The organism is Enterobacter sp. CC120223-11 (assembly GCF_900215375.1).
Lineage (GTDB): Bacteria > Pseudomonadota > Gammaproteobacteria > Enterobacterales > Enterobacteriaceae > Scandinavium.
Genome location: NZ_OBEF01000008.1, coordinates 105,183 through 127,636 on the forward strand (window position 1 = coordinate 105,183; position 22,454 = coordinate 127,636).

Here is a 22,454-nt window from a genome sequence, read left to right on the forward strand (position 1 = left end):
GCGGATGCAGGCCTGCGCTTTAGCTTGCCGTACATTCATTGCCGTGCTACCTCTTTATTTCCCTCTCTCTGGATAACCTCATGCTGATGATCGCACCTGCTTCTGAATCCCGCCCGCTGGTTGTGGCGCTGGCCTACGACGGCCTTTGCACCTTTGAATTTGGCGTCGCCGTGGAGATCTTTGGCCTGCCGCGCCCGGAGCTGGGCGAACGCTGGTATCGCTTCGCGGTGGCAGCGGTCGATGAAGGAGAATTGCGGGCAACGGGTGGGATCCGGCTGATGACCGACGGCGGTTATGAGTTGCTTGCACAGGCCGACACAATTGTCATTCCCGGCTGGCGCGGGGCGAACATGCCGGTGCCCGAAGCGCTCTGCGAAGCGCTACGTGTGGCTCACCAGCGTGGTTGCCGGGTGATGTCGATTTGTTCGGGCGTTTTTGTGCTCGCCGCCAGCGGCCTGCTGAATGGAAGACAGGCCACTACCCACTGGCGATATACCGAAGAACTTCAACATCGCTACCCTGCGATTCAGGTTGTGGAAGATGTTTTGTACGTTGGCGATGCCGGGCTGCTGACCTCCGCGGGAAGTGCGGCGGGGATCGATCTGTGCCTGCACGTGGTGCGGGAAGATTTCGGGGTGGAGGTCGCCAACAGCGTGGCGCGCAGGCTGGTGGTTCAGCCGCACCGGGACGGCAGCCAGACTCAGCACCTCGAACGTCCGGTGGCCCGCAGCCGTGAAAGTGAACGCCTCGGCCAGCTATTCGACTGGCTGCATCTGCATCTTGCCGAAACGCACACGCTGGAATCGCTCGCCCTGCGCGTGGGCATGAGCCCTCGCACGCTGCTGCGTCGTTTCCGGGAGGCCACAGGCATCACGCCTGCCCGCTGGCTGCTCAATGAACGGTTACAGCGCGCTCAGCAGGCGCTCGGCGAGAGCCGCCTCAGCATTGAACAGATAGCGTTGAATAACGGGTTTGGCAGCGCCAGCGCCTTGCGCCATCATTTTCAACAGCAGTTCGCCATTAGCCCTCTGGCCTTTCGCAAAAAATTTACGCAATTAACAAAATAGTTCACATAATTAACGATTCGTTTAGGTTCATCCGGTTATTCTGTGTCCATCGCGGCTAAAAACAGGTAAGTGAGGATTTATCGTTTAATTTAACTTTTAATGGAGGTTTACCATGCTGGGTAATATGCATGTCTTTATTGCAGTGTTAGGAATCATCGTATTTTCGGGTTTTCTTGCTGCATATTTCAGCCACAAATGGGATGACTGATGAACACTGACAATCCCCACCCTTAACAGCCCCTTGCTGCATATTGCGCAAGGGGCTTTTTGTTTGCCGGAAAAAAGGCGAAAAAAAACCGCCAACGGTGTGGCGGTAAATGCTTGCATGGATAGATTTGTGTTTTGGTTAGTCAGCTATCAGGCTATTCCTTGCCTGCCAGCATCGTGAAGCGAGATTACCACGCACTACTTCAATAAAGACTAAACGAGCTATCTTATGGCTCTCACGCGCTTTTCCACGCTTTTTTATTGCTCTGGCTGACGCGCTGTCCTGGCCAGCAGCGTCGCGCTAAATTCTCTTGTATATCCTGTGCGGCAGGCTGATTTGTCCAGCGCCTGGTCGTGCGGCGTAAACCCGTCATCGTCTTCATTACATCCTCCGGCAGTAGTTGTCTTCATCTATTATTTCAACAAGTTGCCGGGAGATTATAGCCAGTAGTTTGCCTTGTTATGTCAAAGATTGGCAGCGAGTGTAAAGAGCATGAGAGCAGGCGCACAAAGCGTGCGCCTGAAAAAGATGAGACTTACTGAACGCCGTTGTAACCGTCCAGGTAAGTTTTCGCCAGTTCATCGAACCACAGCTGGGCGTCTTTGTATTCAACAGTGCTTTGCCATTTATCGCTGGTATTACTGGCAAACGTCACGTCCACCTGATGCGGTTTTTCTGCCTCTTTGCGGATCGATGCCGCAAAGGCGTTGGCATAAGCCTGATCTTTACCGCTGGCTTTATCCGCCACCCCTTGTTGATACTGCGTCTTAAACTGCGGCAAATTCATGCTGTAGATTTTATTACGCGGCGTAACAAAATTACCGTTCAGCGTACCGGTCGTGTGCTGGCTAAAATACCAGGCATGTTTTTCCGGCGCGCTCTTTGCCGCACAGCCAGCCAGGCTGAGAGCCACGACTATTGTCATCAACTTTTTCATTATTATTTTTCCTTGTGTGAAATTACACGTTGCAATTCTGTTCGGATAATTAACGAACTGCAACCCCCGTCACTTTGCCTTTTGACGTCAGATCAAACTCTGCAATAAATCCAGATTTTTCCCAGCGTGTTTCTTCTTCATTAAGAGGGCGCCAGCCGCCGGTATGCATATAATCGACGGCTTGCCCCTGATTTTTTCCGGCAATATGCGAGTCCATGATACGGGCCACTTCCCGGGCGGCCTGCGGTTCAGCAGGGCCATTTCTATGATCGGCCTGTGATTGTGCGTGCTGATTTTGTTTCTTTGAATGGTGTGTGTTACACGTCCCGTTAGCATCACTAACCTGTGTGCAGCCCGATTTTTCCAGCTGGGCACGATAGGCTTCACTGATGGCAGATGCGGGTAAAGAAAACATGCCGCCCACGAGCGCGGTTGTGGCTAACATCATTAACGTTTTATTCATCATTTAACCCTGAGCTTTATTAAAATAGTGCGCCTGTCAATCCAGTAATATTTATCTATCCTTTTTATGGCGCAAGGAAATGCTTCAGCCTGCATTGGCTGAATGCAGCATATTGAGTTCACACATGAATAACCAGTTAATATCCCAGCGAAATATATGTTTTTATGGCTTTGTTTTTAAATGAGTTTTTATTTCCCCCGCCATTTTGTTGATTCATTGTTTTCACTCTGTTTGTGGAGTAAAGATAAACATCACATGACCTGTTTCAATGACCTGCCGTACAATACCGGAGAATAACAAATAATTCACCCACCAGTTTCGAATGAAAATCACTGAGACGTTCAGCCATAATTAAAAATATTATTCGCGAGCAGGCAAACTATTCCGGACATAAAAAAAGACCCCACAGGGTCTTTTTATTCATCCTTACGCAAGGACTCGATGCTATTCACTCAGTCCACGATTTTTTAGCATCGGCTCTGGGCGCGGATCGTGCCCGCGCCAGTCGCGGTAGAGCGCCTCAAGATCGCTGCTGTTGCCGCGCGATAATATCGCCTCGCGAAAACGCTGGCCGTTTTCACGGCTCAGGCCACCCTGCTCCACGAACCACTGGTAGCCGTCGTCCGCCAGCATCTGCGTCCAGACATAGGCGTAATAGCCCGCCGCATAGCCGCCGCCAAAAATATGCGCAAAGTAGCTACTGCGGTAGCGTGGCGGAACAGCGGCGAGATCGAGTCCTTCGGCCCTGATGGCTTCTGATTCAAACGCATCGACATCGTCCGGCACCGTCTCCGGGTTCAGGCTGTGCCAGTGCATATCGAGCATTGCAGAGCTCACCAGCTCGGTCATGTCGTAGCCTTTGTTGAAGGTCGCCGCGCGCATCATGCTGTCGCGTAGCGCTTCGGGCATGGCTTCTCCGCTGTGATAATGGCGAGCAAAACGCGCGAAAACGTCCGGGTGCCGCGCCCAATGTTCGTTGATTTGCGAAGGAAACTCGACAAAATCACGGGGCGTATTTGTGCCAGACAGACGCGGATAGCGCTGGGTCGCAAACAGCCCGTGCAGGGTATGACCAAATTCGTGGAACAGCGTCACCACGTCATCCCAGCTGAGCAACGCAGGATTCCCCGCCGTCGGTTTCGGATAATTACAGACGTTGTAGATGACCGGTTGCTGCTCCAGCAGCGTCGACTGCGGCACAAAGTTGTCCATCCACGCGCCGCCGCCCTTTGAATCGCGGGCGAAGAAATCGCCATAGAACAGCGCCAGCCCTTCACCGTTCGCATCAAAAATTTCCCACACTCGCACGTCCGGGTGGTAAACGGGAATATCAAAACGCTCAACGAAGCGAATGCCAAAAAGCTCGGAAGCCGTCCAGAATACGCCCTCCGTCAGGACGTTGTTCAGTTCCAGATAAGGTTTGATTTTGGCTTCATCTAGCGCGAATCGTGCCAGCCGTACCTGCTCGGCGTAGCGGGCCCAGTCCCAGGCCTGCGCGGTAAACCCACCCTGCTGTTCGTCGATAACATGCTGAATATCTGCCAGTTCACGCTCGGCACGCGCGCGCGCCGCAGGCGCAATTTTGCGCATAAAGGTAAAGGCGGCCTCAGGTGTTTTCGCCATCTGGTCAGCCATGCTCCAGCTGGCGTAATCAGGATAGCCGAGCAGCGCGGCCTGCCGGGCGCGGATGGCCGCCAGGCGCAGGACCGTCGTCCGGGTGTCGTGCCTGTCACCCTGCTCGTTGCGCACCCAGCCCATTTTAAACAGATTCTCGCGGGTCTGGCGGTCGCGAAGCTGGGCCAGCGCCGGATGCTGAGTGAAGTTCAGCAACGGAATCAGCCAGCGGTCGGTCAATCCCTTCTCTTGCGCAGCGCTGGCCGCGGCGGCAATCTCCTCTTCGGTCAGGCCATCAAGCTGATGACGATAATCGAGTACCAGCCCACCGGATTTGGCGGCAGCCAGCAGGCTCTGATTAAACCGGGTGCTGAGCGTGGCGGCTTCGGTGTTCAGCTCTCGCAGCTGCGCTTTTTGCTCTGCGTTGAGCTTCGCCCCGGAAAGGATAAAACGCTGATGCACAACCTCTATCAGGCGCAGCGATTCGGCATCCAGCCCCAGAGCGTCACGCTTGTTCCACAGTTCATCGACGCGTGCGAACAACGCATCATTGAGGTAAATATCATTGGCAAGCCCCGCCAGTTCGGCGGAGAACTGCTCATCAAGCTGCTGAAGTCGGTCATTGGTGTGAGCGTTGGTCATCGCGAAGAAAACGGAGGTCACGCGATTGAGCAATGCCCCGCTTTTCTCCAGCGCCACAAAGGTATTCTCAAAAGTGGCTGGCTGCGCGCTCCCGGCAATGGCGGCAATCTCTTCGCGCTTGCGGCGCAGGCCTGCATCAAACGCCGGACGATAGTGCTCGTCCTCAATCAGATCGAAACGGGGTGCCTGGTACGGCAGCAGGCTGACGGTCAAAAAAGGATTTTCAGAGTACATTTTTTACTCCAGAACGCGTGATTTTCCTTAGATTAGGCAACCCCTTGATAAACCGCAATGATTTCACCCGCCACCGCCACGGCAATCTCCGCAGGGAGTTTGCCCTTCACATCCGGCAGCCCCATTGGGCAGCGCATGGTTTGCAGCCTGTCGCGGCCAATCCCTTTGCCTTCGAGCAAATAATCAAAGCGCTGGCGTTTGGTCTGTGAGCCAATCACGCCGAGATAGCGGTAGCTCCCCCGACGCAGCAGCGTTTCTGCCAGCGCAAGATCGAGCGGGTGATGATGAGTCATGACGACAAACAGGCTGTTAACCGGGGCGTGGCTCGCTACTTCGCACGGGTCATCCGTGTGAATGCAGTTCACGCCCGCCGGGGGGCTGCCAAACTGCGACTGCCGTTCATCCACCCAGTTTACTCTGCAAGGCAGCGTGGCAAGAATAGCCACCAGCGCCTGGCCGACGTGCCCGGCACCGAAAACGAAGATCTCCGGCAGCGCGCGTCCCCAGGGTTCGAACAGCACCTGCGTCATACCGCCGCAGCATTGCCCGGTGCGCGCCCCCAGGGCAAAGGTCTCCTGTCGGGGCGTGCTGACGCCACTCGCCAGCATCTCTCGCGCAATCGCCATGCACTGAAATTCCAGGTTGCCGCCGCCGATGGTGAGCCAGCTGTCATCCTGACTTACGACCATTTTGGTGCCCGCTTCACGCGGCACCGAGCCCTTGTCCTGCAACAGCGTCAGGATCACCGCGGGCACCCGCCGCGCTCTCAGGTGCAGCAGCACATCAAGCCAGTCGTCCATCCCACACCTCCAGCCTGCTCACGCCAGCCAGCACGCGCTCCGGCGTCGCGGGGGTATCGAGATGCGGGTGCACGCGATAATCCGCCACCGACGCAATCGCGTCCTGAAGTGCACACCAGACGGAAATGCCGAGCATAAACGGCGGTTCGCCCACCGCCTTTGAGCGATACACCGTCTCCTCGCTATTGGCATGGGCCTCCAGCAGGGAGACATTGAAAATCTCTGGCATATCGTTCACCGCCGGAATTTTGTAGCTCATCGGTCCGTCGGTCAGCAGCCGTCCCTTGTTGTCCCAGCGGAGTTCCTCGGTAGTGAGCCAGCCTGCGCCCTGCATAAATCCGCCCTCGATTTGCCCGATATCAAGGGCCGGGTTCAGCGACTGGCCCACGTCGTGCAGAATGTCGGTGCGCAGCAGGCGATATTCGCCAGTCAGCGTGTCGACAATCACCTCTGAGCAGGCCGCGCCCCAGGCGAAATAATAAAACGGCTCGCCGCGTCCGGCCTGACGGTCATAGTGAATGCCTGGCACTTTGTAGAAGCCCGTTGCGGAGAGCGGCACCTGGTTCAGCCAGGCCTGCATCGCCACCTGAGCAAAGCTGAAGTATTGTGATTTTACCTGCACGATCCCGCCGGAGAAGACGACCTGCTCAGGCGCACAGTCATGCTGCTGGCAGAGCATGTCGGTCAGCCTCTGGCGAAGCGTCAGGGCGGCAATCTCCGCCGCCTTACCGTTTAAATCGGCCCCTGAGGACGCGGCTGTGGGCGAAGTGTTGGGCACTTTCCCTGTGCTGGTGGCCGTCACCTGAATCGTCTCCAGCGGAATTTGCAGCACGCTGGCAACCACCTGCGCCACTTTGGTATTCAGGCCCTGGCCCATCTCCGTGCCGCCGTGATTGAGCTGCACCGTGCCATCGCTGTAAATCAGGATCAGCGCGCCCGCCTGATTCAGAAAACTGGAGGTGAAAGAGATGCCGAACTTCACCGGCGTCAGCGCCAGCCCGCGCTTGAGCACCGGGCTTTGCGCGTTATATTCGGCAATTTCCGCCCGCCGCGTGCTGTATTCTGCGCTGTCGGCCAGTTGACCCGTCACCGTCTGCGCCAGGTTTTGCTTCACAGTCTGATGGTAATGGGTAACGTTGCGTCCTTCGTCCGTATAAAAATTCCGCTGCCGCACGACCAGCGGATCGAGATGCAAATGGCGTGCAATGGCATCCATGATTTGCTCGATGGCGACCATTCCCTGCGGCCCGCCAAAGCCGCGAAACGCGGTATTAGAGGCCAGATTGGTGCGGCAGCGGTAGCCGGTCACTCGCGTATCACCGAGGTAATAAGCGTTATCGGCATGAAACATTGCCCGGTCGCAAATGGATCCCGACAAATCGAGCGAATAGCCGCAGTTAGCTGCCAGATCGATAACCACGCCCTGCAGTACGCCCTCGGCGTTGAACCCCACGTCGTAGCGGACAAAGAATGGATGGCGCTTGCCGGTGAGGCGCATATCGTCCCGCCGCGACAGCCGCAGCTTTGCCGGGCGACCGGTCAGCCGCGCCGCCAGCGCCGCATGGCAGGCAATGCCCGCCGCCTGGGTTTCTTTCCCGCCGAAGCCGCCACCCATGCGCCGTACATCTACAGTGATTTTGCTCTGCGTCACGCCGAGAACCGAGGCCACCAGTTTTTGCACTTCAGTGGGATGTTGCGTGGAGGACCAGATCTGCATCGTGGCATCTTCACCGGGCAGTGCCAGCGCCACCTGGCCTTCCAGGTAGAAATGCTCCTGGCCGCCAATGTGGAACTGCCCCTGCAAACGGTGTGGAGCATGGGCCAGCGCCGCATCCGCATCGCCGCGCTGCTGCACGTGCGGCTGCTCGACAAAATGGCCTTTCGCCAGTGCCTCTTCCACGTCCAGGATGGCTTCCAGTGGCTCAAATTCAACGCTGACGGCGCAGGCTCCGGCACGTGCGGCTTCCGGCGAATGCGCCACCACCATCAGCATCACCTGGCCATGGTATTCGACGATATCTCTGGCAAAAAGGGGATCGCCGGGCGCCAGCGGGCCAATATCCAGCTCGCCGGGCACATCCTGCCAGCCAAGCACGCGAACCACGCCGGGTACGGCCAGGCAAGCAGCGGTATCGATGCTCAGAATGCGGCCATGGGCGCAGTCGCTCAGGACCGGACAGAGGTGCAGCATACCGGCCAGCGACGTTTTATCGTCGATATACTCCGCCTCGCCGCTGACGTGGCGTTCGGCGCTTTCATGGACGCGCGACTTTCCCGCCGTGCCCGCCATCTGAGCCTGAAACTGCGCCTTCAGCACCTCTTCTGAAACCACCGGGGGTTTAACGGACATAGTCTTTCACCTCCACGGCGTGCGCCGTCGTTGTCATTTGCAGGAGATAGCGTTTCAGCAGGTTTTGTGCGACCTGCAGACGGTAATCTGCGCTGGCACGGAAGTCGCTCAGGGGTGAAAACTCTGCCGTCAGCGCTTTTGCAGCTGAGGTGAAGGTTTCCTGGTTTAGCGGCTGTCCTGTTAAAGCCGCTTCGCAGCGGTAAGCCCTTGCGGGCGTGGCCGCCATGCCTCCGAAGGCGATTCTTGCGCGGACGATGACGCCCCTTTCAACATCAAGATTGATGGCCGCAAACACGGCAGAAATGTCATCCTCCCGACGTTTGGAGACTTTCCACAGGCGCAAGCCTCGTGACAACGTCACGTCATCAATCAGAATATGCGTGATGAACTCACCCGCCTGAAGCAGCGTCTGTCGGTAGCCTGTGAAAAATTCTGCCAGCGGTACTTCGCGCGTCTGTGAGCCACAGCGCAGGCGGAGTCTTGCCTCCATCGCCAGCAGCGCCGGGGCACAGTCGCCAATCGGTGAGGCGTTGGCAAGATTCCCCCCGAGCGTGCCCTGCTGGCGAATCTGCCAGGAGGCAAAGCGATCCAGCATTTCGCTGAATGCCGGAAGGCTTGTTTTCAGTTCACGCTGGCAACGATCGAGCGAGGTCATTGCCCCGATAGTCAGTCGATTGCCCTGCAATTCGATGTCGTTCAGTTCGCTGACGCGCGCCAGTGATATCAGCCTTGCGTGACGCTGATGCGCCTGAGTAATCAGCAGATTAAGATCGGTGCCGCCCGCCAGCAGCCGCGCCTGCGGGTAGTGCAGATATGCCGCCGCCAGCGCGTCCAGCGATTCCGGCATCAGCAAATTCTCACTGGATTGCGCGCCAATGCCCTGCAGGCGCTGCACGGTTTCTGCCTCATGTTCGGGGAACGAATCTGTGACAGGCGACTTCAGAAGCTGCATCGCTGCTTCAACGATGGGCCGGTAGCCCGTGCAGCGACAAAGGTTACCACCCAGATGGTGCGCCACGGTGGCGCTGTCGGCTTGAGGAGCATGCTTACACATCACAAAGGTAGACATCACAATGCCAGGCGTGCAAAAACCGCATTGCGAAGCGTGCCCGCAGGCAAGAGTCTGCTGCACAGGATGCAGTTCGCCGTGGTGTGCCAGGTCCTCAACCGTCAGCAACTGCTTGCCGTGCAGCTGGCCGACCAGCAGCAGACACGCGTTGGCGCTGCTGTAGCGAATTTTTCCCTCTTCAGCCGTGCCGACGACCACCGTGCAGGCCCCGCAGTCACCAGAGGCGCAGCCCTCTTTGGTCCCGCAGCGCCGCTGGTCGTTGCGCAGCCAGTTCAGGACGGTGAGATTTGGGTCGACGTTTTCAATCGAAATAACGTGCTGGTTAAGCAAAAATTGCGTCATGCGGCCACCTCCAGCGTATCGCGCCGCCAGGCACATTCGCCGTTAATCCACGTCTGAGCGATGTTACGATCGTCCCCGAGCGTCATCAGCATAAACAGGCGTTCGTAGATGTCGTGGCAGCGCGCGTCCCGCAGTTGCTGCAAAGGGGAAACAGCTGGATCGAGCACCACAAAATCCGCCTCTTTACCGGCCGCGAAATTGCCAATCTTATCGTCAAGGCAGAGCGCTCGTGCCCCGCCAAGGGTCGCGTGATAGAACGCTTCGCTCGCGCAAAGCTTATAGCTTTGCAACTGGCCGATTTTGTAGGCCTCGCCGAGCGTGCGCAGCATGCTGAAGGTGGTTCCCGCGCCGACGTCGGTACCGATGCCCATTTTTACCTGCTTATGCCAGCAGGTGTGCAGCCGGAACAGGCCGCTGCCGAGGAACAGGTTTGAGGTCGGACAGAATGCCACGGCCGAATCGCTGTGGTGCAGGCAATCCCACTCGGCATCCTGCAAATGGAGAGCGTGAGCAAAGACGCTGCGCTTCCCCGTCAGGCCATAGTGGTGATACACGTCGAGGTAGTTTTCATGCTCCGGCCACAGGCTTTTCACCCACTCGACCTCCTGTGGGTTTTCACTCAAATGGGTGTGCAGCCAGGTATCCGGAAATTCTTCACGCAGACGCTGAACGGCTTCGAGCAGCGCGGGCGTTGAGGTGGGTGCAAAGCGCGGGGTGATGGCGTAGCCAAGGCGCTGATGATTGTGCCAGCGCAGGATAAGCTCCCGAGTTTGCCGGAAGCTCTGCTCGGCGCTTTCCGTCAGATAGTCAGGCGCGTTGCGATCCATCATCACCTTGCCGGCAATCAGGCGCATATTGTGCTGCGCGGCAGCGGCAAACAAAGCATCGACGGATTCAGGATGTACGGTGCCAAACACCAGTGCCGTAGTGGTGCCGTTTGACAGCAGCTGATTGAGGAAAAATGCCGACATCTGCGCCGCATGCCCGGCGTTGTGATACTGGCCTTCAACCGGGAAGGTGTAGGTGGTGAGCCACTCGAGCAGCTGCTCACCAAAGGCACCCATCATCTCCGTTTGCGGGTAATGCAGGTGGCTGTCGATAAAACCAGGCACTATCAGCTTGTCACGAAGATCGGTCCAGTCGTTTGGCTGACGAAGGTGTGACTGCCCTTCCTCCCAGCTCATCAGCGCGGCGATACGCCCTTCGGCGATAAACAGCAAACCATCCTCAAGATAGCGTGCGTGTTGGGCTATTTCCTGCGGCGAATCAGCCACCGCGGCAATATCGAAAAAACGGCCTCGCAGCGCAGAACAATAATCAATCATATCTGACCTCGTCTGATGCCTGTCTGAATAACGGCATACTTTTAGAATAGAAATAAGCAGGTGAGTTGTCAGACTGAATTGCAAATAAAATGCCAAACTGGCTTTATCAATAAATGATTAATTATCAATACATTATCTATTATTCATTCATTTGCGCAACAAAATGAATAATATTCACCCCGCAACCGTTTGCCAAAGTGCGCAAACGGTTACTCTGCATAAATATCGAATAACCGTCGTTTTTTGTGGGCCAATGCGCCGTTAATAACGCACAACGTTGAGGCAACTGCCCCTTTTTTGCGCACGATCAAGGGGCTTTTACGGCGACAAAAGGCAACAAAGTTCCTTTACCGAAGGCTGACCCCGCGTGCTATGGTATGGCAACCGTTAACGTATTGAGGAACAGGAAGAATGATTGTACTTGTTACCGGAGCCACCGCCGGGTTTGGTGAAAGCATCACCCGCCGTTTTATCGCCAATGGCCATAAAGTTATTGCCACCGGGCGCCGCCACGAGCGTCTGCAGGAGCTGAAAGAAGAGCTCGGCGATAACCTGCTGACCGCGCAGCTCGACGTACGTAATCGCGCCGCCATTGAAGAGATGATTGCTAACCTCCCTGCCGAATGGCGCAATATCGATATTCTGGTCAATAACGCCGGGCTGGCGCTGGGTATGGAGCCTGCGCAGAGAGCCAACGTCGATGACTGGGAAAACATGATCGACACCAACAACAAAGGCTTAGTCTACATGACCCGCGCGGTGCTGCCGGGCATGGTGGAACGTAACGTCGGCCACATCATCAACATCGGTTCTACCGCCGGAAGCTGGCCTTATGCGGGCGGCAACGTCTATGGCGCGACCAAAGCCTTCGTTCGCCAGTTCAGCCTGAACCTGCGCACCGACCTGCATGGCACCGCCATTCGCGTCACGGACGTCGAACCAGGCCTGGTTGGCGGCACCGAGTTCTCCAACGTGCGCTTTAAAGGTGATGATGCGAAAGCAGATAAGACCTATGAGAACGCCAACGCCCTTTCCGCGGAAGACGTCACCGAAGCCGTATGGTGGGTGGCGACGCTGCCGAAACACGTCAACATCAATACCCTTGAGATGATGCCGGTCAGCCAGACCTACGCCGGGCTGAGTGTCCACCGCCAGGGCTAAGGCTGTATCCCCCTCCCGGCCGTGCGCCGGGCTGGGCTCAGCGTTAAAAAGAGCGTAAAATAAAGCACTTCTTTCAGGATGAAGACAGAGCAATGACCTCAGAATCGCAACTCAACCCGACACAGCCCGTCAACCAGCAAATCTACCGTATTTTGCGCCGCGATATTGTGCACTGCCTGATAGCGCCGGGCACGCCGCTGTCTGAGAAAGAGGTGTCCGTGCGGTTCGACGTGTCGCGCCAGCCCGTGCGCGAAGCCTTTATCAAACTCGCCGAAAACGGGCTGATTCAGATCCGCCCCCAGCGCGGCAGCTACGTGAATAAGATTTCGCTCTCACAGGTGCGCAACGGCTGCTTTGTCCGCCAGGCTATCGAATGCGCAGTGGTGCGCCGGGCCGCCGGGCTGATTACCGATTCTCAGTGTTACCAGCTGGAACAAAACCTGCACCAGCAGCGCATTGCCATCGACAGGCAGCAAATCAACGATTTCTTTATGCTCGATGATGAATTTCACCAGCTGCTGTCGCAGATTGCCGACTGCCAGCTCGCCTGGGACACCATCGAAAATATCAAAGCCACCATCGACCGCGTGCGCTACATGAGCCTCGACCATGTTTCTTCACCGGAGATGCTGCTGCGTCAGCATCTGGATATTTTCAGCGCGCTGGAAAAGCGGGATGCTGACGCCGTCGAAAAAGCGATGACCGTGCATTTGCAGGAAATTAGCGAAACGGTGCTGTTGATTCGGCAGGAAAACGGCGACTGGTTTAGCGAAGAGTAGCCCGGTATGCAGACCACGACCGGACTATAAAGAGAAGCCGCCTGAAGAGGCGGCTTTTTTATTACAGCGTCTTTATTACAGCGTCGCGGCAAATTCCGCCACGGTGGCTTTAGCGCCTTTCGCCAGCAGAGCCAGGTAAGCTTCTGTGACCTGTGCGACAAAGTTCTTTTCCAGCGGCAGTTCGTTGCCAAAGATAGCTTCGATGCCGAGCAGCGCCTTCACGCGGGCTTCGCCCTGCTCACTCGCTTTCACCGCGCTCTGAATGGTGCTCAGCAGCGGGTCGCAGATCTCGATGGCTTCGCCCTGCTCATCGGTGCCGTCGACGTAACGCATCCAGCCCGCCACGCCCAGCGCCAGCAGGGAGAAATCGCTGTTTTTCGCCAGGTGCCAGCGCACAGAATCCAGCATACGCTGCGGCAGCTTCTGGCTGCCGTCCATCGCGATCTGCCAGGTGCGGTGACGCAGCGCCGGGTTGCTGTAGCGGTCAATCAGCAGATCGGCGTAGCGCGCCAGATCAACGCCTTTCACTTTCAGCGTCGGGGCCTGCTCTTTCAGCATCAGCGCATGGGCAGCACGGCGATAATTCTCATCTTCCATGCATTCGTTAATGTGCTGATAGCCGGCCAGATAGCCGAGGTACGCGAGGAAGGAGTGGCTGCCGTTGAGCATACGCAGCTTCATTTCTTCAAACGGAATCACGTCAGCAACCAGTTCGGCCCCGGCTTTTTCCCACTGCGGACGACCGGCGACAAAGTTGTCTTCAATCACCCACTGACGGAACGGCTCGCAGGCCACGCCCGCCGGGTCGCGAACGCCGGTGATGGCTTCGATTTTATCCAGGGTTTCAGGCGTGACGGCAGGCACAATGCGGTCAACCATCGTTGACGGGAAGGTGACGTGCTGCTCAATCCACACCGCCAGGTCTTTATCCAGAGCACGCGCGTACGCACGAACCACTTTGCCGAGGACATGACCGTTTTCCGGCATGTTATCGCAGGACATCACGCTGAATGCCGCAAGGCCAGCCGCTTTACGGCGCGCCAGCGCTTCCACCACAACCCCCGGCGCCGACGTTGGCTGATGCGGGTTTTGCAGATCCGCGACGATCATCGGGTGATCGAGGTTGAGATCGCCGGTAGCCGGGTTATGGCAGTAGCCTTTCTCGGTGATGGTTAGCGAAACAATAGCCACCTGCGGCTCGCACATTTTTGCCAGCACGGTTTCCAGGCCATCAACCTGCGCATGCAGCGCATCTTTCACCACACCGACCACGCGGGCGGTCCAGGCATCAGCGGACATTTCCGCCACGGTGTAAAGGTTGTCCTGCTTTTTCAGATCGGCAATCTGCTGCTCGCCGCCAATCAGGTTAACTTCGGTGTAGCCCCAGTCGCTGTTGTGCTCCTGAGCAAGAATGTCGGTGTAGACGGCCTGATGTGCGCGATGGAACGCGCCGAAGCCGAGGTGAACGATGCGGGGAACCAGTTTGTTACGGTCGTAGCCCGGGAGTGACGCTTTAGCATTCAACAATTTATTATTCATCAGGAGACTCATTAGAGTGAAAGGTCGTCGAACATCAGGTTGTGGACCATCTCATGCAATTGGTATGACATCTTTGATTTTTATCAACTGCCATACAAGAAGGTGAATGCGTGGCAGGTAAATGCGACCTGCCCCGCAAAATCGCAAACTATTTCTCTCCCCACTGCTGGTATTCGGCTTTCCTTTTCAGCGGTGCGGTTTCCGGCATCAGTGCAAGCCCCACCAGCGAGATCACGCCCAGCACAATCACGTAAGTCGCCATGCCGTAGTAGTGACCGCCGGTTGCCTGAAGAATTTTCACCGCCACCAGCCCCAGGATGCCGCTGCCAATCAGCGAGCCGAGCTGCCAGATAAGCGCAATGCCGCTGCAGCGAATGTGCGTTGGAAACAGCTCCGGGAACCAGGAGGCCTGCGGGGCATAACACATGCTGTGGCCGAAGGTGATCACCAGAATCATCGCCAGCTGCGTCAGCCAGAAGCTGTCCTGATTAATCGCAAGGAAGAACGGAACGATGGCCAGAATCTGAATGATGGCCCCGGTGATATAGACCGGTTTACGCCCTATGCGATCGCTTAACGCACCCATCATCGGAATCGCCACAATCTCCAGCAGAACCGCCACGATCATCGCATCCATCAGCCAGGTGGCGTTGAGCTGATTCGCTTTCCCGTAGGCCAGTACAATCACCGTGAACATTGCAAAGGTACAGGCTTCGATAAGCTTGGCGCTGACGCCCTTCACCACCAGCCCCGGATAGTCCCGAATGACCTCGACCACCGGGCGCGACTCCGCGGCTTTGGTTTCGCGAATTTGCGCAAAGACGGGGGACTCATCAATCTGCAGACGAATAAACAACCCAACAAACACCAGCACAGCGCTCAGCAGGAACGGAATACGCCAGCCGTAATCCATCATCTGCGCATCGCTCAGGGTCATGTTCAGGACGGCAAACAGCGCCATTGGCAGCAGGAAACCCGTCGGGGCACCTATCTGCACCCAGCTGGCATAGAAGCCCCGCCGCGAGGGTTCTGAATACTCCGCTGTCATTAACACGGCTCCGGCCTGTTCTCCCCCGACGCCAAACCCTTGCAGCACACGAATCAGGATCAGCAACGCGGGAGCCCAAAGACCGATTTTCTCGTAGGTCGGGAGCAGGCCAATGCAGAACGTCCCGAGACCGACGATAAGAATGGTGATCACCAGGGCTTTTTTGCGCCCCACCTTATCGCCGATGTGTCCAAACACGATGCCGCCGAGCGGCCGGGCAAGAAACCCGACGGCATAGGTCGCAAACGCTGCCAGCGTGCTGATAAGCGGATCGCTGCTTGGGAAAAACAGGTGACCGAAGAACAGCACCGCCGCGGTACCGTAGGCAAAAAAGTCATAATATTCTGCCGCGGTGCCAATAGCCGACGCGGTTGCCACGCGGCGAATAGCCGACGTGTTGTTCTCCTGCTGCACTGTATTGTCGATGCTTGCCATGTCATTTGACCTCAAGGGAGAGAGAGCTAGTGGTTTGCAGTTTGTCCGTAAGGAACAGCGCGCTCCGGCGCTGGCTCGGCGGCATCCTGCGGCAGGCTGAGGTCACGGTCGCGCACTTCCGGCATCACCAGGGCTGAAATCAGGCCAATCACCGAGTAGCAAACAATCATCACCACAATCGGCCACCAGCCGCCGGTGATATTGCAGAAAATCCCTGCCAGCAGTGGACCGAACCCGACGGCCACCAGGCCCCCCGCCTCTTTCGATATCGCCATGCGGGTGAAGCGGTTACGCGAGCCGAACATTTCCGCCATCGTGATGTTCTCCAGCGCAAACAGGCCCAGCACCGCCACGTTATGGATAACGATCAGGCTGGTCATAATGACGCCCGGCGCCTGGCTCTTGTCGACAATCAGCGACAGCATCGGATAAGCCAGAATGATGGCTGAAATGTTGAGAATAATGTACGGCAGGCGGCGGCCAAATTTGTCCGAAAGCCAGCCCAGCAGCGGAATGGTAAGGAAACCCAGCACCGAACTTATCATCAGCGCGTCGGTCGGGATGGCTTTATCGAACAGCAGCGTCTGCACCAGATAACCGGCGAGGAAGGTCTGAATCAGCCCTGAGTTACCCGCCTGACCAAAGCGCAGCCCCGTTGCCAGCCAAAACGTTTTGCTGCGGAACATCGCCCCGAGCGTGGTTTCTTCATCCTGCTGCTGTGCCGCAACGGCCCCGCTTTCACTCACTTTCTCGAACACCGGGCTCTCTTTCAGGTTCATTCGCAGCCAGATGGCGAAGATCATCACCACTACGCTTGCGAGGAACGGCACGCGCCAGCCCCAGGCAACCAGCGATTCACGATCGAGAACGAAGAACATCAGCGCCCAGATAGCCGTGGCACTCAGCGTGCCGCAGTTGGTGCCCATCGCCACCAGCGAGGAGATGATCCCGCGTTTGCCTTTCGGCGCATACTCCGCAAGCATGGTACCCGCGCCGGAGATTTCCGCCCCGGCTCCCAGGCCTTGCACTATGCGCAGCGTCACCAGCAGGATGGGGGCAAAGATGCCAATCTGCGCGTAGGTCGGCAGTACGCCAATAAGCGTGGTGCAGATCCCCATCATCGTGATGGTGATAAACAGCACCTTTTTACGGCCGATACTGTCGCCCATTTTGCCGAAAATAAAGGCCCCGACAATACGCGCGATATAGCCAGCACCGTAGGTGCCCATCGCCAGAATCAGCGCCATGGCCGCAGACTGTTCCGGGAAAAAGATTTCATGGAAAACCAGCGCGGCGCCAAGTGAATAAAGCTGGAAATCCATAAACTCCAGCGCGGTACCGAGCCAGCCGGAGACGGCGGCGCGGGTCAAATCTTTCGTGCTTCGTACAGGTTGATGTTGCGTCATAATGTTGTTCTCGAAAGTAAGAGGCGGACAGCTCACTCGCTCTCTGTTTTTAATTATTCTGCAAAGGTTAAGAGCACCTTGCAGCAACGCTTCTGGTCTTTTTCAAATACCTCAATGGCTTCACCGACGAGGTGATAATCCATGACGTGGGTAATTAATTTGTCAGGGTCGATGAGCCCTTTTTCCAGCCAGCCGATAACCACCGGGAACTTATTGGCATTGAGGCGCGTGGAGTAGACAGTCAGCTCTTTGCCCGTGATCCCCTGCTGCGCCACCTGAGAAGGCTCGGTAGAGAAGCCCATCAGCACAATTCGCCCCGCCGGAGAAGCCAGGTTCACGGCTTCCTGCAAAATGGACGGATGGCAGGCCGCATCGATAATCAGCGTGGGCTTGATGCCTTTTTCCTCCAGCGCTTCCTGTAATGAGCGCTCGCCGTTGTTGATGGTCATATCAGCACCACTCCGCTCCGCCATGGCCAGGCGTTCCGGAATGCGGTCAGTAACAATCACCTGGCTGACGTTATAGACGCCCTTCAGCGCCTGGATGGTGACGAGCCCCATCGGCCCGGCGCCGTAAATCAGTGCGACATCCTGCGCGGTCGGTTTTGCCTGTCCGGTGACGTTCGCAGCAATAGTGAACGGCTCCACCATGACAGCATGCTTGTCCTCAATGCTGTCAGGGATATGCCAGGCGTTACGGGCTGGCACCACCGCGTATTCGCTGAAGCCGCCGTCACGATGCACGCCAAGCACCACCAGAGAGGTACAGACGTTCGGCTTGCCAACGGAACACGGATAGCAATGCCCGCAGCTGATAACCGGATCGACGCTGACGCGCTCGCCGATCCTTTGCTTACTCACGCCCTCGCCCACGGCGTCGATCAAGCCGAAAAACTCATGGCCGATAACGCGCGGGTATTTCGCAAAGGGGTTATGGCCGCGGTAAATGTGGCTGTCAGAGCCGCAAATGCCCGCCAGTTTGACTTTTACCCTCACTTCCCCTTCGCCCGGCGTGGGGATTTCGCGTTCTTCAATGACCAGTTCATTCGGCTGACGTATCACTATGCTTTTCATCGTTAAACTCCTTACCAGTTCCACAGCGTGCCGTCTTCGAGGCGCGCAACCGGGAGATACGCCGGGTCGTAGGGATATTTCGCGGCCAGTTTTTCATCGAACTCAATCCCGAGGCCTGGTTTGTCGCCGGGGTGCATATAGCCGTTGTCAAAGGTCCAGCTGTGCGGGAAGACCTCCAGCATTTGTTCGGAGTATCCCATGTACTCCTGCACGCCGAAGTTAGGCACCCAGAGGTCAAAATGCAGCGCCGCCGCGTGACAAATTGGGGAGAGATCGGAAGGCCCGTGGGAGCCGGTACGCACCTGATAGAGTGAGGCAAAATCTGCAATGCGGCGCATGCCGGTGATGCCACCCGCGTGCGTAATGGTGGTGCGGATGTAGTCGATAAGCTGCTCTTCAATCAGCTGCTTGCAGTCCCAGATGCTGTTGAACACTTCGCCCACGGCGATCGGCGTGACGGTATGCTGACGGATCAGGCGGAAGCACTCCTGGTTCTCCGCAGGCGTCGGGTCTTCCATCCAGAACATGCGGTAGTCTTCAATGCTCTTACCGAAGCGCGCGGCTTCAATAGGCGTCAGGCGGTGATGCATGTCGTGCAGCAGGTGCTCGTTGAAGCCAAATTTATTACGTACGGCGTCGAAGAGTTTTGGCGTGAAGTCGAGATATTTCTCCGTGGACCACAGCTGCTCCTCCGGCCACTGGCCTTTGGTCGCAGGTTCATAGGCCAGACCTTTCCCCTTCGCCATCCCGTAGGTGGTTTTCATGCCAGGCACGCCGCACTGGACGCGAATCGCCTTGAACCCCATCTCCTTGTGGCGTGCGTAATCTTCCAGCACGTCGTCGATGGTGTGCCCCGTTGTGTGGCAATAAACCATAACCCCTTCACGTGACGCGCCGCCGAGCAGCTGATACAGCGGCATATTGGCGGCCTTGGCCTTGATGTCCCACAGCGCCATATCCACGGCAGAAATGGCCGACATGGTGACCGGCCCGCGACGCCAGTAAGCGCCTTTGTAAAAGAACTGCCAGATATCTTCGATTCGGTGGGCATCACGCCCGATTAACTGCGGGCAAAGATGATCCTTCAGATAAGAGGCCACCGACAGCTCGCGTCCGTTTAAAGTGGCATCGCCCAGGCCGATGATCCCCTCATCGGTGGTGATTTTCAGCGTAACGAAATTACGTCCAGGGCTGGTGACAAAAACCTCTGCTGCAACAATCTTCATTTTTTGATCCTTTGGTCACATCGTCGATGGCGTGAACTTAACGCCGATGACAACTACCATACAAGTATGATGATCAAAAAAGATTCACTGGATCACAAAAAAATAACATGGAGGGGGGAATTGCCCGGCCTTCCATTCGTGGCCGGGCTGAGGAGGGCTTACTCGATACGGTCTTTAACGATGAAGAAATAACAGAGCGCGCCGGTGAAGGTGACACAGGCGGCAATGACCAGCGCCAGGTTAAAGGAGTGCGTGGTATCAACTACCCAACCGGTAACAATGGGTGCAAAGGAAGCAAAGACAAAGCTGCCAAAGTTCTGGATAGCCGCCACTGAAGCCACTTTCGTTTCCGCGACCATCACCTGCACCAGCCCCCAGGCGGAGGTTCCTGCAAAGTGAACGCAGAATAACGCCATTGAAATGAAGGCCACGGCCTGCGCAGGAGAAGAAGATTGCACCACTAACAGCGTGCCGAGCGCAGAGAGGATAAGGCCCAGAACAATGCAGGTTTTGCGTGTTTTAGCGAGGTCATAACCGCGACGCGCCAGGGCATCCACCACCAGGCCATTGGTCCACATGCCGACCGCCGCCGCCAGGAAAGGAATCGCCGCCACCCAGCCCGTTTTTGTGAGGCTGAAGCCCTGCTCTGCCTGTAAATAGCCCGGCAGCCAGGCGATGTACAGCCAGCCGGTGTAGTTCACACCGGAAAAGCCCAGAATCATGCCCCAGGTGGTGCGACGCTTAAACAGCGCCAGCCATTCGCTGAAGGCCAGCTTCGGCCTGGCCTTCACGGGCGCGGAGAGATATTCCCGCTCGGTTTCATTCAGGCTGAACTGCGCGCGGTTGCGATACCAGGCGTACCAGCAGATGCCGACGAGAATCCCTGCCAGCCCTATCACCACAAACATCGTGCGCCAGCCCCAGGCCAGCTGCATCACCACCAGCGCAGGCGGCGCAATCGCCTGGCCTATCACCGTTGATGAGTTAAAAATACCGAGCGCCGTGCCACGTTCCTTTTGCACATACCAGTCACTGATCGACTTTACGCCCGCAGGCATGAATGGCGCTTCACCAATGCCAAGCCCGATACGCAGTAGAATGAAGTGGCTGAAGGAATTCACCAGGCCTGTCAGCGCCTGCATGGCGGACCAGAAGATGAGCCCGGCGCCGAGCACCAGTCGCGGGCCGAAGCGGTCAAGTAAGATGCCTGCGGGCAGCTGTGACAGGCCATATGAGAGAGAAAATGCCGAGAGCAGGACGCCAAATTCGGTGGCGGAAAGTCCCAGCTCGCCCCGAATAGCTTCCCCGGCGACGCTCAACGACGAACGGTCGAGAAAATTTACGATCCCGGCAATAAACAGCAGCGCCAGGGTCACGATCTGAATTGTTTTTATTCTTGCAGGCTTCGCAAGCCCCGCCTGTTCCACCACATCAGTTGCCATTAAACACTCCTGTCAGTCTCAGGCCCTCTTGAAAGGGACGAAAATGCGGATTGCATTCGGCTACTACCATACAAGAAGTGACTAAAGGAAAAGGCGAAAGGATCACAGTTCAGAAATATACAGAAAAATGCAGAAAATCCTCAGTGGCTTGCCATGCAAATAACCATCAGGCCCGGCCCCAACCCGCCACGATGATCAGCATGCCGCACAGCGCTATGGCGGCGCCAGCCCAGTCGTAAACGCTCAGCCGTACCCCATCGACGTAGCGTAGCCACAGCAGCGCGGTGCAGACGTAGACCCCGCCATATGCGGCATAAACCCGCCCGCTCGCCGCCGGATGCAGCGTCAGCAGCCACACAAACAGCGCCAGTGAAACGCCCGCAGGCAGCAGTAACCAGACCGTTGCCCCGCGTTTCAGCCACAGCCACGGCAGGTAACAGCCGATGATTTCACACAGCGCGGTGGCAAAAAACAGCAAACTCGTTTTCAGCATGAACGATTATTTCCGGTCGGTGTCAGCAAAGTGCTTAAGGATAAATTAATCTTAATAAAGGGAGAATCGCTTTCTTCCAGTCAGGTTTCACGGCCATTGAGGTGCATGATGAGTATCGACAGAATGGCGAAGATGGTTCAGCGCCGCCAGGGCATTGGCGTGAAGGACAAAGTGGTGCGCTTTCGCGGTACAACCCTTGTCTTCCGCTACAACCACGACGGCTACGACATTTTTATTAACGGACAGAAAATCAACTTCGTGAAAACAAAGGATGTGAACGAAGCGGTGCGCATTTATAAAGCTACGCTTAGCAGCCCTTGCTGACGCCCACTGTCGGGCGGCTATTCCCTGTTCAGGAGTTGGTGTAAACTCGGCATCGGGTTTACCGTTTTTATCACCCTAAAGGAAACAGCAATGAAAGTGACCCTGAGCAAACGCCTGTGCCTGACGGCGATGCTGGCGCTGGGTGCCATCGTGTATACCGCGACTGCATCTGCGGACAGCACCAGCAAACTCATTATCGAGTCTGGTGACAGCGCGCAGAGCAAGCAGAATGCGGCGATGGACAAGGAGCAGTGGAACGATACCCGTTCTCTTCGTCATAAGGTGAATACCCGCGCAGAGAAAGAGTGGGATAAAACTGACGTGGCTTTTGACAGCCGCGACAAGTGCGAGCAAAGCGCCAACCTGAATGCGTACTGGGAACCCAACACCCTGCGCTGCCTCGACCGTACCACCGGTCGTCCGTTAGCACCTTAATTCCACAGGGCGCCCCTCGGCGCCCTTCTTCTGCCCATTCAT

The 22,454-nt window shown here is 56.8% G+C and carries 21 protein-coding genes; 6 read left to right on the forward strand and 15 right to left on the reverse strand.

The genetic code is table 11. The annotated features are described in order from the left end of the window. Nucleotides 1-80: 80 nt before the first annotated feature. Entirely contained in the window at nucleotides 81-1,067 is a 987-nt protein-coding gene (ftrA, locus tag CRO87_RS11370; RefSeq protein WP_097163056.1) for a transcriptional regulator FtrA, read from the forward strand. Between the two features lie 112 nt (nucleotides 1,068-1,179). After that, the gene (gene mgtS / locus CRO87_RS11375) at nucleotides 1,180-1,275 is read left to right on the forward strand and encodes a protein MgtS (protein ID WP_097163057.1); all 96 of its coding nucleotides are present in this window, start codon (nucleotides 1,180-1,182) and stop codon (nucleotides 1,273-1,275) included. A 257-nt stretch (nucleotides 1,276-1,532) separates the two neighbouring features. Here mgtS and CRO87_RS22720 read toward each other — a convergent pair whose 3' ends face one another. The 8 genes from CRO87_RS22720 to guaD form a co-directional block, all read right to left on the reverse strand. Next, on the reverse strand, nucleotides 1,533-1,685 hold the full coding sequence (locus CRO87_RS22720) for a hypothetical protein (protein ID WP_176504302.1): 153 nt from the start codon (nucleotides 1,683-1,685) through the stop codon (nucleotides 1,533-1,535). A 125-nt stretch (nucleotides 1,686-1,810) separates the two neighbouring features. Then, nucleotides 1,811-2,212 carry an Exc2 family lipoprotein gene (locus tag CRO87_RS11380; RefSeq protein ID WP_097163058.1) on the reverse strand — a complete coding sequence of 134 codons (402 nt, stop codon included), beginning with the start codon at nucleotides 2,210-2,212 and terminating at the stop codon, nucleotides 1,811-1,813. Between the two features lie 49 nt (nucleotides 2,213-2,261). Next, nucleotides 2,262-2,678, reverse strand: coding sequence for a hypothetical protein (locus CRO87_RS11385; protein WP_141398693.1), 417 nt, complete (start codon nucleotides 2,676-2,678; stop codon nucleotides 2,262-2,264). Nucleotides 2,679-3,119: 441 nt separating this feature from the next. Then, nucleotides 3,120-5,165, reverse strand: a complete 2,046-nt coding sequence (dcp, locus tag CRO87_RS11390; RefSeq protein WP_097163060.1) for a peptidyl-dipeptidase Dcp — start codon at nucleotides 5,163-5,165, stop codon at nucleotides 3,120-3,122. A gap of 32 nt (nucleotides 5,166-5,197) precedes the next feature. Then, on the reverse strand, nucleotides 5,198-5,965 hold the full coding sequence (gene xdhC, locus CRO87_RS11395; protein WP_097163061.1) for a xanthine dehydrogenase accessory protein XdhC: 768 nt from the start codon (nucleotides 5,963-5,965) through the stop codon (nucleotides 5,198-5,200). Continuing rightward, the gene (gene xdhB / locus CRO87_RS11400) at nucleotides 5,949-8,315 is read right to left on the reverse strand and encodes a xanthine dehydrogenase molybdopterin binding subunit (protein ID WP_097163062.1); all 2,367 of its coding nucleotides are present in this window, start codon (nucleotides 8,313-8,315) and stop codon (nucleotides 5,949-5,951) included. The genes xdhC and xdhB overlap by 17 nt, the downstream gene beginning before the upstream one ends. Next, nucleotides 8,305-9,726, reverse strand: a complete 1,422-nt coding sequence (xdhA, locus tag CRO87_RS11405) for a xanthine dehydrogenase small subunit (RefSeq protein WP_097163063.1) — start codon at nucleotides 9,724-9,726, stop codon at nucleotides 8,305-8,307. The genes xdhB and xdhA overlap by 11 nt, the downstream gene beginning before the upstream one ends. Then, nucleotides 9,723-11,051: a guanine deaminase gene (gene guaD / locus CRO87_RS11410; RefSeq protein WP_097163064.1), complete on the reverse strand. Its 1,329-nt coding sequence runs from the start codon at nucleotides 11,049-11,051 to the stop codon at nucleotides 9,723-9,725. Before guaD ends, xdhA begins: the two co-directional genes overlap by 4 nt. A 411-nt stretch (nucleotides 11,052-11,462) precedes the next feature. Here guaD and ydfG point away from each other — a divergent pair, with 411 nt between their 5' ends. Together ydfG and CRO87_RS11420 are read left to right on the forward strand one after the other, a co-directional pair. Next, nucleotides 11,463-12,212, forward strand: a complete 750-nt coding sequence (gene ydfG, locus CRO87_RS11415) for a bifunctional NADP-dependent 3-hydroxy acid dehydrogenase/3-hydroxypropionate dehydrogenase YdfG (protein WP_097163065.1) — start codon at nucleotides 11,463-11,465, stop codon at nucleotides 12,210-12,212. A 92-nt stretch (nucleotides 12,213-12,304) separates the two neighbouring features. Next, nucleotides 12,305-12,991, forward strand: a complete 687-nt coding sequence (locus tag CRO87_RS11420; protein WP_097163066.1) for a GntR family transcriptional regulator — start codon at nucleotides 12,305-12,307, stop codon at nucleotides 12,989-12,991. Between the two features lie 75 nt (nucleotides 12,992-13,066). Here the strand turns inward: CRO87_RS11420 and CRO87_RS11425 are convergent, their stop codons facing one another. The 7 genes from CRO87_RS11425 to CRO87_RS11455 form a co-directional block, all read right to left on the reverse strand. Next, on the reverse strand, nucleotides 13,067-14,530 hold the full coding sequence (locus tag CRO87_RS11425; RefSeq protein ID WP_097163067.1) for a mannitol dehydrogenase family protein: 1,464 nt from the start codon (nucleotides 14,528-14,530) through the stop codon (nucleotides 13,067-13,069). Between the two features lie 148 nt (nucleotides 14,531-14,678). Further along, nucleotides 14,679-16,013, reverse strand: coding sequence for an MFS transporter (locus CRO87_RS11430; RefSeq protein WP_097163068.1), 1,335 nt, complete (start codon nucleotides 16,011-16,013; stop codon nucleotides 14,679-14,681). Nucleotides 16,014-16,039: 26 nt separating this feature from the next. After that, a complete protein-coding gene (locus CRO87_RS11435; protein WP_097163069.1) occupies nucleotides 16,040-17,419 on the reverse strand; it encodes an MFS transporter in 1,380 nt (459 codons plus the stop codon). 53 nt (nucleotides 17,420-17,472) lie between these two features. Beyond that, nucleotides 17,473-18,492, reverse strand: coding sequence for a Zn-dependent oxidoreductase (locus CRO87_RS11440; RefSeq protein WP_097163070.1), 1,020 nt, complete (start codon nucleotides 18,490-18,492; stop codon nucleotides 17,473-17,475). 11 nt (nucleotides 18,493-18,503) lie between these two features. Further along, nucleotides 18,504-19,718: a starvation-sensing protein RspA gene (rspA, locus tag CRO87_RS11445; protein WP_097163071.1), complete on the reverse strand. Its 1,215-nt coding sequence runs from the start codon at nucleotides 19,716-19,718 to the stop codon at nucleotides 18,504-18,506. Between the two features lie 158 nt (nucleotides 19,719-19,876). After that, complete coding sequence (locus CRO87_RS11450) at nucleotides 19,877-21,160, reverse strand: MFS transporter (RefSeq protein WP_097163072.1); 1,284 nt, start codon at nucleotides 21,158-21,160, stop codon at nucleotides 19,877-19,879. A 166-nt stretch (nucleotides 21,161-21,326) separates the two neighbouring features. Continuing rightward, nucleotides 21,327-21,653 carry a YnfA family protein gene (locus CRO87_RS11455; protein WP_097163073.1) on the reverse strand — a complete coding sequence of 109 codons (327 nt, stop codon included), beginning with the start codon at nucleotides 21,651-21,653 and terminating at the stop codon, nucleotides 21,327-21,329. 105 nt (nucleotides 21,654-21,758) lie between these two features. Here CRO87_RS11455 and CRO87_RS11460 point away from each other — a divergent pair, with 105 nt between their 5' ends. After that, entirely contained in the window at nucleotides 21,759-21,977 is a 219-nt protein-coding gene (locus tag CRO87_RS11460; protein ID WP_141398694.1) for a hypothetical protein, read from the forward strand. 90 nt (nucleotides 21,978-22,067) lie between these two features. After that, a complete protein-coding gene (locus CRO87_RS11465) occupies nucleotides 22,068-22,412 on the forward strand; it encodes a DUF1283 family protein (protein WP_097163075.1) in 345 nt (114 codons plus the stop codon). The last annotated feature ends 42 nt before the right edge of the window (nucleotides 22,413-22,454 follow it).